The sequence below is a fragment of the Xanthomonas fragariae genome (genome assembly GCF_900183975.1).
Taxonomy (GTDB): domain Bacteria; phylum Pseudomonadota; class Gammaproteobacteria; order Xanthomonadales; family Xanthomonadaceae; genus Xanthomonas; species Xanthomonas fragariae.
Genome location: NZ_LT853882.1, coordinates 2,515,077 through 2,529,236, shown reverse-complemented (window position 1 = coordinate 2,529,236; position 14,160 = coordinate 2,515,077). Strand labels below are relative to the sequence as shown.

At 60.4% G+C, this 14,160-nt stretch carries 6 protein-coding genes and 5 pseudogenes; 5 read left to right on the top strand and 6 right to left on the bottom strand.

Annotation, left to right across the window (positions count from 1 at the left end):
* Positions 1-39 precede the first annotated feature (39 nt).
* A pseudogene (locus PD885_RS11690) lies at positions 40-2,996 on the bottom strand (Tn3 family transposase).
* A 20-nt stretch (positions 2,997-3,016) separates the two neighbouring features.
* A pseudogene (locus PD885_RS11685) lies at positions 3,017-3,970 on the bottom strand (tyrosine-type recombinase/integrase); the annotation flags it as partial.
* A 202-nt stretch (positions 3,971-4,172) separates the two neighbouring features.
* Between PD885_RS11685 and PD885_RS11680 the strand changes: the two are divergent.
* From PD885_RS11680 to PD885_RS11665, 3 genes and pseudogenes are all read left to right on the top strand, one after another.
* Positions 4,173-5,228 carry a DNA-binding protein gene (locus PD885_RS11680; protein WP_040761833.1) on the top strand — a complete coding sequence of 352 codons (1,056 nt, stop codon included), beginning with the start codon at positions 4,173-4,175 and terminating at the stop codon, positions 5,226-5,228.
* 316 nt (positions 5,229-5,544) lie between these two features.
* A complete protein-coding gene (gene xopAG, locus PD885_RS11670) occupies positions 5,545-7,071 on the top strand; it encodes a XopAG/AvrGf1 family type III secretion system effector (protein WP_197493695.1) in 1,527 nt (508 codons plus the stop codon).
* A gap of 9 nt (positions 7,072-7,080) precedes the next feature.
* A pseudogene (locus PD885_RS11665) lies at positions 7,081-7,574 on the top strand (IS3 family transposase); the annotation flags it as partial.
* A 15-nt stretch (positions 7,575-7,589) separates the two neighbouring features.
* On the opposite strand, the gene PD885_RS11660 reads toward PD885_RS11665, so the two are convergent.
* Together PD885_RS11660 and PD885_RS11655 are read right to left on the bottom strand one after the other, a co-directional pair.
* Positions 7,590-8,704, bottom strand: a protein-coding gene (locus PD885_RS11660) for an IS3 family transposase (protein WP_172404512.1) whose coding sequence is annotated in 2 segments (ribosomal slippage) — positions 7,590-8,452 and positions 8,452-8,704 — 1,116 coding nt in all. Because the reading frame shifts where the segments join, the coding sequence is not laid out codon by codon here.
* A gap of 64 nt (positions 8,705-8,768) precedes the next feature.
* A pseudogene (locus tag PD885_RS11655) lies at positions 8,769-10,137 on the bottom strand (IS5 family transposase).
* A gap of 152 nt (positions 10,138-10,289) precedes the next feature.
* Between PD885_RS11655 and PD885_RS11650 the strand changes: the two are divergent.
* Positions 10,290-10,681 (top strand): annotated as a pseudogene (locus tag PD885_RS11650) (integrase core domain-containing protein); the annotation flags it as partial.
* 255 nt (positions 10,682-10,936) lie between these two features.
* Positions 10,937-11,353: a hypothetical protein gene (locus tag PD885_RS11645; RefSeq protein WP_002813842.1), complete on the top strand. Its 417-nt coding sequence runs from the start codon at positions 10,937-10,939 to the stop codon at positions 11,351-11,353.
* Here PD885_RS11645 and PD885_RS11640 read toward each other — a convergent pair.
* Both PD885_RS11640 and PD885_RS11635 read right to left on the bottom strand, forming a co-directional pair.
* Entirely contained in the window at positions 11,341-12,378 is a 1,038-nt protein-coding gene (locus tag PD885_RS11640; RefSeq protein ID WP_082244341.1) for a hypothetical protein, read from the bottom strand. The two genes, PD885_RS11645 and PD885_RS11640, sit on opposite strands and share 13 nt — an antisense overlap.
* A 425-nt stretch (positions 12,379-12,803) precedes the next feature.
* Positions 12,804-14,126, bottom strand: a complete 1,323-nt coding sequence (locus PD885_RS11635; protein WP_040762999.1) for a right-handed parallel beta-helix repeat-containing protein — start codon at positions 14,124-14,126, stop codon at positions 12,804-12,806.
* Positions 14,127-14,160: the final 34 nt, after the last annotated feature.

Sequence of the window (14,160 nt, the reverse complement as noted above, 5' to 3'; positions counted from 1 at the left end):
TTGCATCAGTGAGTTAGCGGATATTTTGGTGCAACAAAACTACACGACCAATGCCAGTTCAGTCTCATACGGTTCCGGGACCGCCTCCACATCAATCAGGTAATCCCCGAAGCGCTTCACATGGCTGGTCACGTACGGGCTGAGGAAAGCCACGTCCTCCCGCGTGATCTTCCACCCCTGCCGCATCAGAGACTTCATGATCCGGGTCTGTTCGACCACGTTGTAGAAGATGACGGCATTGGAAACCAGGTCGTTGTAATTGACGGCTTTCTCCTGCTCGACGGGGTCGTTGTCGGCAATCAGCCCTTCCCCGCCGAAGAAGAAAAACTTTGCGAAGCCGTTGTAGGCCTCCACTTTATTGGTCGAGGCGGTGATCTGTTCGCGCAACTCGCGGTTGGAGATGTACTGCAGCAGGAACAAGGTGCGCACGGCGGCGCCGAGCGCCTTGAAGGCCTGGTACAGCCGGTTCTTGCGGCTGTAGTTGCCCAGCTTGCGCATCAGCGTCGAGGCCGCGATCTTGCCGGTCTTGATCGAGAGCACGACCTGCATCAGGTCCTTCCAGTGGGTCTCGATCAGATCCCAGTCGACAGTGTCCCGGAACAGCGCATCGATGTATTCGTAACGAATGTCCTCATCGGGGCGGAAGAACTTGTATTCGCGCCAGTCGCGGATGCGCGGCATCAGCTGGATGCCCAGCAGATGCGAAAGGCCGAACACCGGCAGCGACTGCCCCTGCGTGTCGGCGTGGACGGTGTCAGGCTGGATGTCTGAGGTGTTCTTCAGCAGGCCATCGATGATGTAGACCGCCTCCCAGACACCGCACGGAATGAAGTGGCTGAGCAGCGCGACGTACGTATCGGACACGTGGTGGTAGGCGATGCCGCCGTAGCCGCCATAGCGGATGTGGTACGAGGCGAGCAGATTCTGGTCGTAGAGGTCGTACTTGGTGCCGTCGGCGGCCGCGCTCTTGCCATCGCCCCAGCATTTGGGGAGCTGCAGGCCGGCGTAGCTGTTGATGATGTCCCGACAGGCCGCCGCCAGTTTGTTGGCATCCACATGCCGGCGGTTGACGAACGACAGCATGTGCGCCGAGACAGCGCCACGCAGGTGTCGGGCAGCCTGGGCCGGTCCGAGGTTGCAACCATAGGTGAAGGCGGTGAGGACGTAGCGCTCGGTCGGTTGCTCGATCTTGGCGTCCGAGCCGGACAAAGGACCGAAGTGCCGGGGCCAGCGCGTTCAGTGGGCCACATCGCACAGGATCTCGATGACGCTGCGTTCGCGCATGCGGTCTAGGACGGCGGTTTCCAGGGCACGGGCCCCGCCGCTCATCTCCTTTGCCTTGCTGCGCTTGAGTACCGGAATGCCATCCTCGCCGATGACCACTTGGCCGTTCTCCAGATAGCCCTGATCGGTCAGCTCGGCGACCTGCGTCAGGCGCGATTGCAATGCATTGACGAAGCCCACGGCCGTGGCCGGCAGCCCCACCTGCTTGCAGTAATTCTCCAACATAGGTTCGCACTGGTCCCACGGAAGCAACTGCTCGCGGTAGTCGGCGTAGGTTTCCGATCCGCGCACAGCCACGTCGCCCGATTTCAGTTCGTTGGCCAGCGATGAGAACACACAAACCTCGAACAGACGCCGGTGGATGCGCTCCTCGCCTCGTTCGGTGCGATGGACGATGGTCTTGCGCCAAAGCTGGGTGGTGAACGCCAGATCGACCGCTTCGTCCAACCAATCGATGCGGGTTCGTTCCTGGGTCAGGATCAGCTCGATCGCGTCGATCAGCGAGCGGTCCTCCGTGGTCGAGGCCAAGTCCAGCCTACGCACCATCCGCAGGATGGTGGAGCGGTGACTTTTGTAAAACAGCCACAGCAGCGGCAAGTGATTGTCGCCACTATGCGCCGCAATGGTGTTGCAGTCGGCCTGCAACGTCTGCACGCCACCATGGACGTTGACCAGGCGGCGGATTTCACGCCCCGCCTCGGTGTCGCCGCGATGATGGTCGAGGACGCGGACCACATCCGACATCGTCGCCACGATCGCTTCGGTCTTCTCGCAATAGCGCGCCCTCAGCCGCTCCAGTTCCTCTCGGCCCCGGTTGTGGATGTTCCCCATGCGTTTGATGAACATCTCCGCGAGATCGTCGCGCGTCTGGACCCGGGCCCGGTGGATCAAGCACACCAGTATGGCGTAGCGCTTGGCGGGCCGCAACTTGCGCAGCTCGGAAACATCCAATGCCCGCGCCTCGGCAGCGAAGTGCTTGCGCTTGACCTCCGGGATGCCCGCCAGGTGCAACTCGCTGCCGACCAATTCGTCCAGTTCGGCGATATGGTCGATCAACTCCTGGAAATGCTGCAGCGAAGAGCGCTTGGGCAGGCGCTCGCGTGCAGCGGGCTCTTCTGACGCCCCTGTTCGACCTGCAGGAGGCCTTCCAGGCGCTGTTTTTCGTCGATGGTCAGTCGAGCCTCGATCTGGGCGAAATAGAGTCCGTTGACCAGTGTGCGGATGTGCCGGGTCAGGCGATCCAGTGTGGAGAATGCCGGCAGCTCGACGCGATCACGCACGAGCTTTTCGATGGCTACATTGATCAGGTCCGCCGGGTTATCCATCACCGCAGCGGCTTCGTATACCGCGCGTGCAGCAATCTTAAGCCCGCCATCGCTGTAGGCCCGGACCTGCAGGAATTGACGGATCCGGCGGTAGTAGCGATAGCGCGAGGCGTTGGCAAGATTCGCTGGCTTGACCTGCACGCGCAGTTTCAGCGCGCTGCGGATATGACGCACCACCGCCGGTGGGACTTCGTCCAACACGGGGAAATACCCCACCCGTTGGAAGGTCTTGAGCAGGATCGTCAGCGTCAGGCGGTGCGCAGGCTGCCGGGTGTACTCGGCAACGAAGGCCACCTCAGTGTCGGTTGGCGTGTAGGCCGCAACCAGTTCGTGGACGACCGGGTTGCGCTTGAATTGCGGGTATGCGGTCCGTTCGATCGACGCCATCCAGCCCCTCAGGTCGTTGCAGGCCTTGGCAGCGCGGGCGCTTCCGGCAGACTGGCTTCGATGCGCTGGCGGGCGAACGGATCGGCCCCTTCAATGTAGCGCATCGCCGACTGCACGTCGCGCCAGCCGACGTACTCCATCAGCGCTTTGACGTCCCAGCCGTTGGCGTTGGCCCAGCCGGCGAAGCCGCGGCGCAGCGAGTGGCCGCTGTAGTCGTTGGGAGAGCTCACCCCGGCCTCGCGGAAGATCCGCCGTAGCAGGCGCACCAGGCTGTTGGGGTGGAGCGGGGCGGCGGCAATTCCGCCCCACTGGTTGACCGCGCGAAACAATGGCCCCGCGTGGAGGGCTGCCGCGACCCAGGCCATGGTGGCAGCCACCGGGCACCAGCGCGACAGCGCCGGGACCTTGTAGGTGGTGCCGGCGTGCTGGCGATCGCTCTTGCTGTGCGGCAGGAAGCAGGTCATGCCTTCGCCAGGCACCAGGCGCAGGTGGTTCACCTGGAGGCGGGTGAGTTCATCGCCACGGAAGCCGCGCCAGAAGCCGAGCAGCAGCAAGGCGCGATCGCGCAGGTACCGCAGTTCTGCGGCGCGATCGCCGCGAGAGTAGGCCGCAGCCGCAGCGTCTTCCAGCCATGTCGTGACCTGGCCCAACTGGGTGAGTTGCAGGGGCGTGGCGCGTTTTTCGACGCTTGGGTGAAGAGCCTGGATGCCCTTGAGCACTTGGCGCACCACTGGCGCCCGGGTCGGGTCGACAAAGCCGTGCACCTGGTGCCATTGCGCCAGTGCTGCGAGCCGGTGCCTGAGTGTGTTGAGCGCGAGTTGCCCGGCGTAGGCGGCCAAGTAGCGCGCCACCTGCTCCGCGGTGGCCGGCAGATGACCACCCCACTCGACCTCGAAGTGACGAATCGCCCCTGCATACGCGCGCTCGGTGTTGGCGCGGGTTGCCGCTTCCAGATACTGCTTGACCGAGCTCACCGCCTCGCCCCAAAACGCCGTATCGTACGGCCGCAGGGCGACTGTAGCCGAAAATTCCGGATAAGGCGGGATAATTCCATATTATCCCGCGTGAGATCACGGCCCGCAGCTGGTCCGTCTAACACGTTGAGTAGTACGTAAATACATGGTATGTAATGCGTTACGAAGTATGTAATGCGTTACGAAATACGCGGAGGGACGTATTGCAAGGTCCGGGTTGTACAAAAGCGAAGTGCAGCGTGCCCGCGATAGCCTGCGCGCAACGGGCACGCATCCGTCCGTCGACGCGGTCCGGGTGGGGCTGGGCAATACCGGTTCCAAGACCACCATCCACCGTTATCTGAGGGAGTTGGAAGAGGAGGACGGGCAAGGCGTTGGCGCGAAGATGGCCGTGAGCGACGCACTTCAAGACCTCATCGCCCGCCTCGCCGAGCGGTTGCACAGCGAGGCCGACACGGTCGTTGCGCAGGCCCAGGCGCGCTTCCAGTCCCAGCTCCAGGAGCGCACCCAAACGCTGGAGCAGGCCCGGCAAGAGGCTGACTCACTCACGACGCAGCTGCAGCGCTGCGAGACCGTACTGCAAGCCGAGCGCGAGGCGAGCGCCGCCGCCAGGGGCGAGGTGGCCAGCCGCACTACCGAGCTGGCTCAGCTGCAGGAGCGGATCGCGGGCCTCACTGCACGATTGGCGGAGCACCAAAGCCACGCCCGCTCCCTGGAGCAGAAGCACGACCACGCCCGGGAAGCACTGGAGCACTACCGCACCTCGGTCAAGGACCAGCGTAAGCAGGAACAACGCCGGCACGAGCACCAGGTACAGGAACTGCAGGTTGCCCTACGGCAGGCCAACGAGGCGCTGACCGCCAAGAACCACGACCTGATGCAGCTCAACCGGGAAAACGGCCAGTGGCTGGAACGCCATACCCGCCTGGAGCGGGAACTGGTGCAGGCACGCCAGCGGGCCGACGCCCAGCAACGCGAGCGCGACGCGCTGCGCCTAGCGGCCGCCGAGTATCAAGGCCTGCAGGCCCGTTGGACCGACGCTGTCCACGCGCTGGAAAGCGTGCGCGCCGAACTCGCTGCGGCGCGGACTGAGCTGGTCGAAGAGCGCCAGGGCCGGGAACACGCCGAGGCGGACAACTTGCGGGCGACGGTACGTCTGGGCACGCTGGAGCAGTTACTGGCGCAACTGCGGCTAGAGCACCCCGTTGGAGAACCCGAAAACGCCATCGCAGCCGGTGCAATGCCGGCAGGCAGATGATCAGCCGTTTGGCGAAAGGTCGGGAATCCCCCCGCGTCAATGCTTCGTCGTCCCAAACATGCCTTCGGTGAGGCGATGCGAATCGGAGTGTTCCGCGCCAAACTTACTTCTGCACCCTTATATGGGCGGCAAGCTGCCTACCGACATGCACTTTCATCAGTTGAGGCATGCCAGACATGGGTACAACTGAGATAGGAGTGGATTCACTCGCGAAGTGATAAGTGATAATTTCCAGATTTTTGGCTAAATTTACCTTTTTGTACGAATTCATGCCGACACTCCTGTTCATATTAATTCAAAAATTGAGGTGCTGGTAATGCGTGTGGCTAAAAATAATGTGAAACCCGTTGTGTCACTGCTAGAGAATCAGCCCAGCAAGAGTGCCCCCACTTCGGCCCAAACGATAGGTGGAGCGAATAGCTCAAATGAAATCCTCTCAGGACTCCTATCTTTTCCAAAGAATGCAAATCGCACATCATCCAACAGGAACAATCCGCGAGGATTGGCAGGTATTGCAAAGACTGCCATGAAATATATTGCCGGAGCTGCCGGTACTGCTTATGTCTACGACAACACCGCCAATCGATTCTTTCTTTCGACAACGTCACTGCATGATAGTAAGCAAGGATTTACCAGTGACGTTCGCCTGCAGGAAGCGGAGAAAAAGGCAGAGGCTAATTATGCCGAATATCATGCGCATGGATGCCCTGAAAACGTTAAGGTGGCGCGCACTTCATTATGGCCAAAGCTTGTTGGAGAAAATTCTTTCGTCACCATGTTAGATTTTCGCTCAGCTACCAAGGTTCACATGAAAGAATTGATCAATACCAAGGAAGCCCGTGATTCTATTGCGCTGAATATATCATGCATTCTTGGCGAGCGCATAAAGCCCGCCCTGCTCACCAAGTATGGAGTCGTTCAAGCTCCCGTTGATTTCGATATAACCAAGGAGGGTGATTTTGAAGTTAAAAACAAATATTCGCTTTCAGGCGTTCCAAACCACGACAGTGGCTCCTACGGTTATGCATCACGATCTATTTCTAACCCTTTTATTGAGAAGGGCGAAAAACATCACGCCCAATCAATCACCAGTGACCGGGCGTTGACACCCAAAGCATGCATCGTTGGATTGCAGCCACTGCTGGAAAATTCCGAATCACTTACTTCGGAAGCCCAGTTCCGGGCCGGCCAGGCACTGCTGATTCTTAGACCAGTGTACTGCAGTCCGAGAACCTGGGGTGACGCTCACAAGGTGCTGATGCCCTTTCTTGAGGGAAGGGGCTTGGCTTCCTCCCATGAAAATAAGCGTCTTGGTGAAACTAGGCCATTTAATCGCAATGACATGGAAAAAGGAGTTGCCCGGCGTAATACGAGCGTCGCTGGGCCGCTTCTGCATGAGCTTAACATGGTGATGCATAAATCGATTTATAAAAAAGACGAAGACTCGATGAACGACCTTAGGTCTAAAAAATTAGGAGAGATGAAGTATATACCAATTTGTCATTTTAAAATGAATGATGATTGCTCCGGTTTCGAGGATTCTTCCGGCTTGGCTGATTCGTTTACCGGATACAACGTGTCGGCGTATATCAATCATGCGCGCCTATTAAGTGGCGAAGATAGGCTTTCCAAGAAAGATGTTGTTGCCATAGTTGGATGCCTGAACGCTGTTTACGACAACGCCAGTAGCGAGCGTCATACACTCAGAGAAATTGCGCATGGGTGTTTTGTCGGAGCTGGCTACACAGTGGAGGACGCTGAAGCTTTTTACAAAGACATATGCAAGAATTCCGCACGGGAGTTTTATGGCGGAGAAGCGCTTAGAGCGGCCAAAAGTAACTAAGGAACCTCTAAGAACGATCTGATCAAGGATGCGCTGCGAAAAAAGTGGTGAGCGCACCGACGCGTCGTGCGCTGGTGCGCGAGTGGATGGGGCGTGGCTCCAGTGAGCGTCGCGCGTTGGCCGCGATCGGCATGAGCGCCAGTGAGTTGCACTACTGCCCGCGCGAAGATCGCAACATCGAATTGCGTGAGCGCATCTGTGCGTTGGCGCATCGTCATCGCCGCTATGGCGTGGGGATGATCTATCTCAAACTGCGACAGGAAGGCCGCATCGTGAACTACAAGCGTGTGGAGCGGCTGTACTGCGAAAAGCAGTTGCAGGTCCGGCGCCGCAAGCGCAAGAAAGTGCCAGTGGGCGAGCGTCAGCCGCTGCTGCGGCCATTGCGAGCCAACCAGGTGTGGTCGATGGACTTCGTGTTCGACCGCACTGCCGAAGGCAGGGCGATCAAGTGTCTGGTGATCGTGGACGACGCCACGCACGAAGCGGTCGCCATCGAGGTGGAGCCGTAAGCTTCTCCGTCAAGCAGACACATCAAAAGTAGACCTTCTGGCGTGTTGGTTGCGGTACTCGGTGGGCGTTAGGCCGCCGAGCGCGTCATGGGGTCGCTCTTCGTTGTAATCGATCATCCACCAATGGGTGGCTTCGCGGATATCGTCGAGGCGGGTGAAAAGGTGCTGGTCGAGCACTTCTTCCCGGAAGGTACGGTTGAAGCGTTCGATGAAGGCGTTCTGGTTCGGTTTGCCGGGTTGGATGTAGTTGATCGCCACGCCATTGACCTCCAGCCAGCTGGTAAATGCGTCGCCCAGGAACTCGGGCCCGTTGTCGGAACGCACGACCTGCGGCAGGCCATGATCGTGCTTGATCTGCTCAAACACGCGCACCAGACGATGCGAGTTGATCGAGGTATCCACCTCGATGTGGAGCACCTCGCGGTTGAAGTCGTCGACCACGTTGAAGGTGCGGAAGCGTCGGCCGCACGTCAAAGCGTCGCTCATGAAGTCGACCGACCAGACGGTATTAGGCAACCTTGGGACATACAGCGCGACACGCTCGCGCTTGGGAAGCCGCCGCTTCGCAGCGCGGCGCAGGTTGAGCCGCATGGCCTTGTACACGCGATAGATTCTCTTCGGGTTCCAGTCAGGACGCGTCCTACGCAGCACGTGGCTGCATTTCCAGAAGCCGCGACTGGGCCGATCTTCGACGACACGTGCGATCGCCGCGATCAACTCGGCATCGCGTACTGTCCAGTCGAGCGGTGGCGCATACCACGCCGCACGTGCAAGCCCGACGCATGCACAGGACCGACGCAGCGGCCGCGCGTGCACCTCGATCAGGTACCGCACGGCCTCGCGCTTGCGCGCCGGCCCTAGAGTTTTTTTGCGATGAGGTCCTTCATGGCCGCGTTGTCGAGCGCCAACTCGACGTACATCCGCTTGAGCTTGGCGTTCTCGGACTCAAGCTCCTTGACCCGCCGCAGCTCCGAAGCCTCCAGGCCTCCGTACTTGCTCTTCCACTGGTAGTACGTCGCTGTGCTGATACCGACCTGGCGACAGATGTCCTTGACGGGCACGCCGGCGTCGGCCTGCTTGAGCGTCGTGACGATCTGCGTCTCTGTGAACTTTGATCTGCGCATAGAACCTCCTGGCTGAGGAAACGATGCCAGAAAGATCTACTTAGTCGTCCCTGAAAAATCCCCTTCAAGCGCCAAGTGCCGTCGGTGACAGCTGCACGGCACTCAAGGATGACCATCCCATCGCCCGCATCCAGGCACGCAAAAACGCGATCCAGCGCAGCAGCCAACGCAGGTTGTAGCCGGCGGCGCAGCCGAGCACGTGCAGCGCATCGCCTTGGGCACCTTTCAGCCTGCAGCGACGCAACCGGCAGTCGTCTTTCAGATGTCCGATCACCGGCTCCACTGCCTGCCGTCGCTTGATCCAGCGCCATTGCCGTCGCGTCAGCGTCTTGGCCTTGCCGCGATGCAGGGACCTGCACGCCATCGACTTCGCGCCCGCGATCGCCCAGGTCCACGATCGCCACCGTCGGTTCTACGCTCACATCCTGCAGCAACCCGCGTGTCTGCTCCAGCTGCTCGGCCAAGGTATCGCCGTCGTACGGGTTGCCCGGGAAGCTGCGCGCACCCACGACCAATCCCTTGCAGGCGGTGACTGCAATGCCGACCTTGACGCCGAATTCGTACGCTTGACGCGCCTTGCCCTTGCCGATGCATTCCACTTCCGGGGCATGCAATGCGTAGAGTTTTTGTTTGTCCTTCGGACGCTGCGTGTACAGCCGTTGCGCACGTTCCAGCCAGATAGCGATGCGCTCGCGCACGCCGGTGTTTACCTGATCGAGTTTGCGTTGGATGTCGCGCAACACCCGCCCCAATACCGTGCGTTGACGTCGCAGGACGCGCTGCATCCGCTTGAACTGGCGCGCATGCGCATACCGACCTGCCTTGCGGCTCAGGGCCGGGCCTTGCCGCGCGTAGCTCTGCCGCAATCCGATGCCGTGCCGCTTGGCCAGTAACACCAGCTTCTTGCGTGCCACCTCCAGCAAACGGCTGTCGGTCGGATAGGCGATCGCCTTTTCCTGCACCGTGGTGTCCACGATCACCCGCGACAACTCGCGTGCGTCCACCGCCTGCATCGCATGCGCGGCGTTGATGGTGTGCGCCAGCAGCTCTTCCATCCCGGCCTCACCCAGGCGCTACCGCCAGCGCGTCAGCGAGCTGGCATCGCACGGCAAACGCGTCTGGAACACGACCTCACCGGTGAAGAACTGCCAGTACGGATTCTCCAGCCAGCGCTCGCACACCGCTTCATCGGACAGGTCGTAGGCGTGTTTGAGGTAGAGCAAACCGGCAATCAGTCGCACCGGCAATGCCGGCCGACCGCCACCGGCCTGGGTGGCCGGCAAGCGCGATGAAAGTGCTTGCTCCAACGCCGTCCACGGCATCCGTTGGCTCAGCCGCGCCAGCGGATGACGCAGATCGATCTGGTTCTCCAGCCGCGAACGAAACAACTCATCGGCAGGCATGTGCTCGGCAGCAGGACGGCGTGTACGCATGGGCGGAAACTGCCAGAAACCAGCCTTCAGCGTAGCGAACACTGGTAGTTCTGGCACGCCGGTGCAGACATCAAGGCCTTGCGGTCGTTGGGTGGTTGGGGTTTTTCAGGTGCGACTACTTATGCGGTGTCTGTCAGGCTGGGGAGCTTACGGAGCGTGCGATTTTCGGCCATGGCGTGACGCGTGTGCTGGATCGGCTGGCCATCAGCCGCGGCTTGCCGCAGGTGATCCGCACCGATAAAGGCAAAAGGAGTTTTGCGGCAAGGCGATGGTGGCCTGGGCGCATGCACGTGGCGTGCAGTTACGGCTGATCCAGCCCGGCAAGCCGAATCAGAACGCCTACGTTGAATCGTTCAATGGCCGGTTACGCGACGAATGCCTCAACGAACACTGGTTTCCGACACTGCTGCATGCGCGCACCGAGATCGAACGCTGGCGACGCGAATACAACGAGGACCGACCCAAGAAAGCAATTGGCGGCATGACGCCATCCGCGTATGCCCAACAGCTGGCCAACACCGATATCATCAACCCCGGACTCTAAACCCGGCCGCTACTCAGGACGGGGGGACGTCGCAGCGAGAGCGCTTTGCAATCTGGCCTAGTCGCGACAATCGCCAATTGTAGCCGGCGGCGCAGCCAGGACATGAATGAGCCGGCAGCTACGCAGACGACAATCGTCTTTCCGATGGCCGATCACGAGAGCAGGCAGGGATTCGTGAAAAATTCTTTACTGACAGCGAGTTAGCTCACTTTTAGCTGTTTTTTACACGAACCCCTGCCGACCCTCAACGAGGCCTTGACCGCCAAGAACCACGACCTGATGCAGCTCAACCGGGAGAACGGCCAGTGGCTGGAACGCCAGACCCGCCTGGAGTGTGAACTGGTGCAGGCACGCCAGCGGGCGGATGCCCAGCAACACGAGCACGACGCGCTGCGCCTGACGGCCGCCGAGCACCAAGCCCTGCAGGCACGCTGGACCCAAGATGCCCACGCGCTGGAAGGCGTGCGCGCCGAACTGGCTGCGGCACGGACCGAGCTGGTCGAAGAGCGCCAGCGCCGGGAACACGCCGAGGCGGACACCTCACGGGCCACGGTACGTCTGAGCACGCTGGAACAGCTCTTGGAGCAGCTGCGGCAAGTGCGCCCGGTTGGCGAACAAGTAACGTCTGGGAAGGACGAAACCTCCCCAGACGCAAATAGTCAGTTGCTTTGAGGAAAGCTAATGCCGGGCGAAGCGCCACCAAAGGTGGTGCAACTACCACGCGTCAGGTTGTTCTGCTCGAATGTCTTGCCGGCATTGCCCAGGCAAGTCGGGGCATTTGTCGTACCATCGTTTACGGCTACGTTTACCGTGACGTGCGAGCCGCGATTAAACGACACCGTCTGAGTTCTGGCGCCGTTGCCGAAGATGTTGAATTCGGTCAGGCGCCAGATCTTATTGATATCCACCGTAGAGGCGCGCTGACTCACGCTGTAGGCCCTTCCGTTCACCGAGAACGACACGGTATCCACGCCCCCCGAGGTCGCAGAACCTGTCAGCTTGACACCAGCGATGCCCGAAACTGGCACCAGAGGTACTCGCACCGCTTCGCTGTTAATCACGCAAGCGTTGCCTGCGTAAGCATCCCAGCCGGACGGGCAACCCGCCGCCTCGTATTCCGAGGTACTGTTCGCATATACCCAGCTTTCAATGAAGATGACCGGGTCAAAGCCATTACTTGAGTCTTCGTCGGCGTCGCTGGAGTAGACGTACTGTTGCCAGGTCTTGCATGAAGAAAAACCGAACTGCGCGCAAGCGGCGGGGTTGCTGTCGTTGTCGGTATTGATTTGCAGCGAGTATTGAACTACCCCAGTGGTCACGCCGCTTACGCTCGGGAACGAGCCGACGGCTGAATGGGTGAGCATGCCCGTGCGTGCAGCGTAGTCATAGCCATTGCCGGTGATGAGCACGCGGTTGTCGGTGTCGGTACGAACGTTGCCGCTGGTAAGGTGCTGTGGCTTCATGACCAACTTCGGCGGTGCGCCACAGCGTACCGCCTGCCACCCCATGTCCGGAAACGTCGAGCTAAAGCAGCCCTCCATAACCGGAGCCTCGTGCTTGAGCGTAGTTTCCCATGCAGACATAGCCTCGGCACGGCCAGTATTGTTTATTGCAGCGACCTGCGCCGCTGCACCCGCGCTAAAGATGCTTCCAACGATGCATGTGCCAAGCATGCATTTCGATTTAAATTTTCTCACGTTATTTCTTCTGGCTTGATAGTTAAATCACTGTAAATTTTTAGTAATTTTTGCGACGCACCGAACCGGAAGTAATAGCCGTATTGGAGAAGTGTTGCTTCTAGGCCAACGTATTACTTCGTCCTCGATCACATTCATAAGATGGCGCGAGACCAGTGCTAAACCGCCAAGCGGGCAGGTCGCGGTCCAGCATGCACGCGGGCCAGCTCGGTCAGGCGTGGCAGCGCGGGCGCTGGAGCTGGGGGCATCGAACCAGACGGCATGCGGAGTGCCGGAAGCCGGGGGCGGTTCACCGGCTTACATCCCCTGAAAGTGAGCTAACTCGCTGTCAGTAAAGGTCTTTTACACGAATCCCTGCCGACCCTTAATCCTGCCGGGCACGATGGCGCTAACCGCCGGCCAGGCGGCTGGCGCCATCGTCCGGATCAAGGCGCCTCGAATGCCCCCAGGTCCGGTGCACGTCCGTTGAAGGCCTCACCGGTATCGGCGCCGGCGTCGATCAACGCGCTGCCCGGGGCCAGGGTGGCGAAGGTGATGATGGGTAGGTCGCCGTTGGCCTGGCGCGGACGCATGAGCTGGCGCTCGTCCAGGCTGACGAAATCGCCTGCACTGACGACAAGGGGAAGATTGAACGAATTGCGGCCGATATCGTTCTCGCTCGCAGACCCCAGGTTGATCATTTCGATGCGCGTTCCGAATCCCAGGTTATTGGCCAGATGGTGGTCGTATCCAGGCACGTCGGTGAGGTTGTCGCTCAAGGTGGATTGCATGTCGTAGTTGGCGCGGCCGTTCTTGATCGATGTGTTGCTGATCCACTCCTGCCCACCGATGTGGTGATTGGCGTAGAGGCCGTTGGATCGATTGCCCACTGCCAGATTGAACCGCACGATATGGCGCGGCACCGGCTTGGGATAATCGCTTCCGTTGCGGCCGTAGCCGCCTGCCTTGAAGCCTGCGCCATTGCCCAGCGGGGTGAATGCGCTGTCGTACCCGTTGTAGAACGACCAGTTGCGTTGCAGGGTGACTGCGGCAGCGGCATTGATCAGGTCGAAGCCATCGTCGCTGTTGAACCATGCGCGGCTGCCTTCGATGAGGTTTCCGGTGCTTCCCGCAAGCGTCGGGTGCACGCCGAAACCGTCGATATTTCCATCGGAGAAGGCATTTAGTCCACGGTTGTTATAGGCATCGACGTTGTGTACCCGGTTGTCGCTGCCCGAAACCAGGTACCAGCCGATCGCCTGGCCGTCGTGGATCGCCAGATTCTCGAACAGGTTGCCGTTGCCGCGGTCAACGCGGAATGCTTCGGACTGGGTCAGGCGGTCTGCAATGGTGATCCGCACACCCACCACCTCGAATCCGCGAAAGACGCAGTTGTTGCTGGCCACCCGGAATGCGGCCACGCGCAGGCCGGTGGGCGTCACCGCAGAGAAGTCGAACACCGGCCGCTCGTTGGCGACGTTGACATAGGCGATGCCGGGCTTGGTGATCTCGTTGACCACGGCGTAGGGCTGCCGCACCACGCTGATGTTGGCGCTGCTCAGGCGATAGGTGCCGCCGCGCAGGTAAACGGTATCGCCACTGGACGCGGCGGCCTGCGCAGCCATCACGCTGGCAAAGGGGGCGGCGCGGGTGCCGGGATTGCCGTCGTTGCCGGTGGGTGCGACGTACCAGTCGGCGGCCACGGCCGTGCACGGCGGCACGCAGGCGGCAACGGCGATCGCCACGATGGTGCAAAGAGAGAGGTTCATCGGATGTCCCTGGTGTACTGCATGAAAGTGGCTG

Coding starts and splice junctions, on each gene's coding strand:
- xopAG (WP_197493695.1), top strand. CDS start 5,545: ATGCGTGTGGCTAAAAATAATGTGAAACCCGTTGTGTCACTGCTAGAG.
- PD885_RS11635 (WP_040762999.1), bottom strand. CDS start 14,126: ATGAACCTCTCTCTTTGCACCATCGTGGCGATCGCCGTTGCCGCCTGC.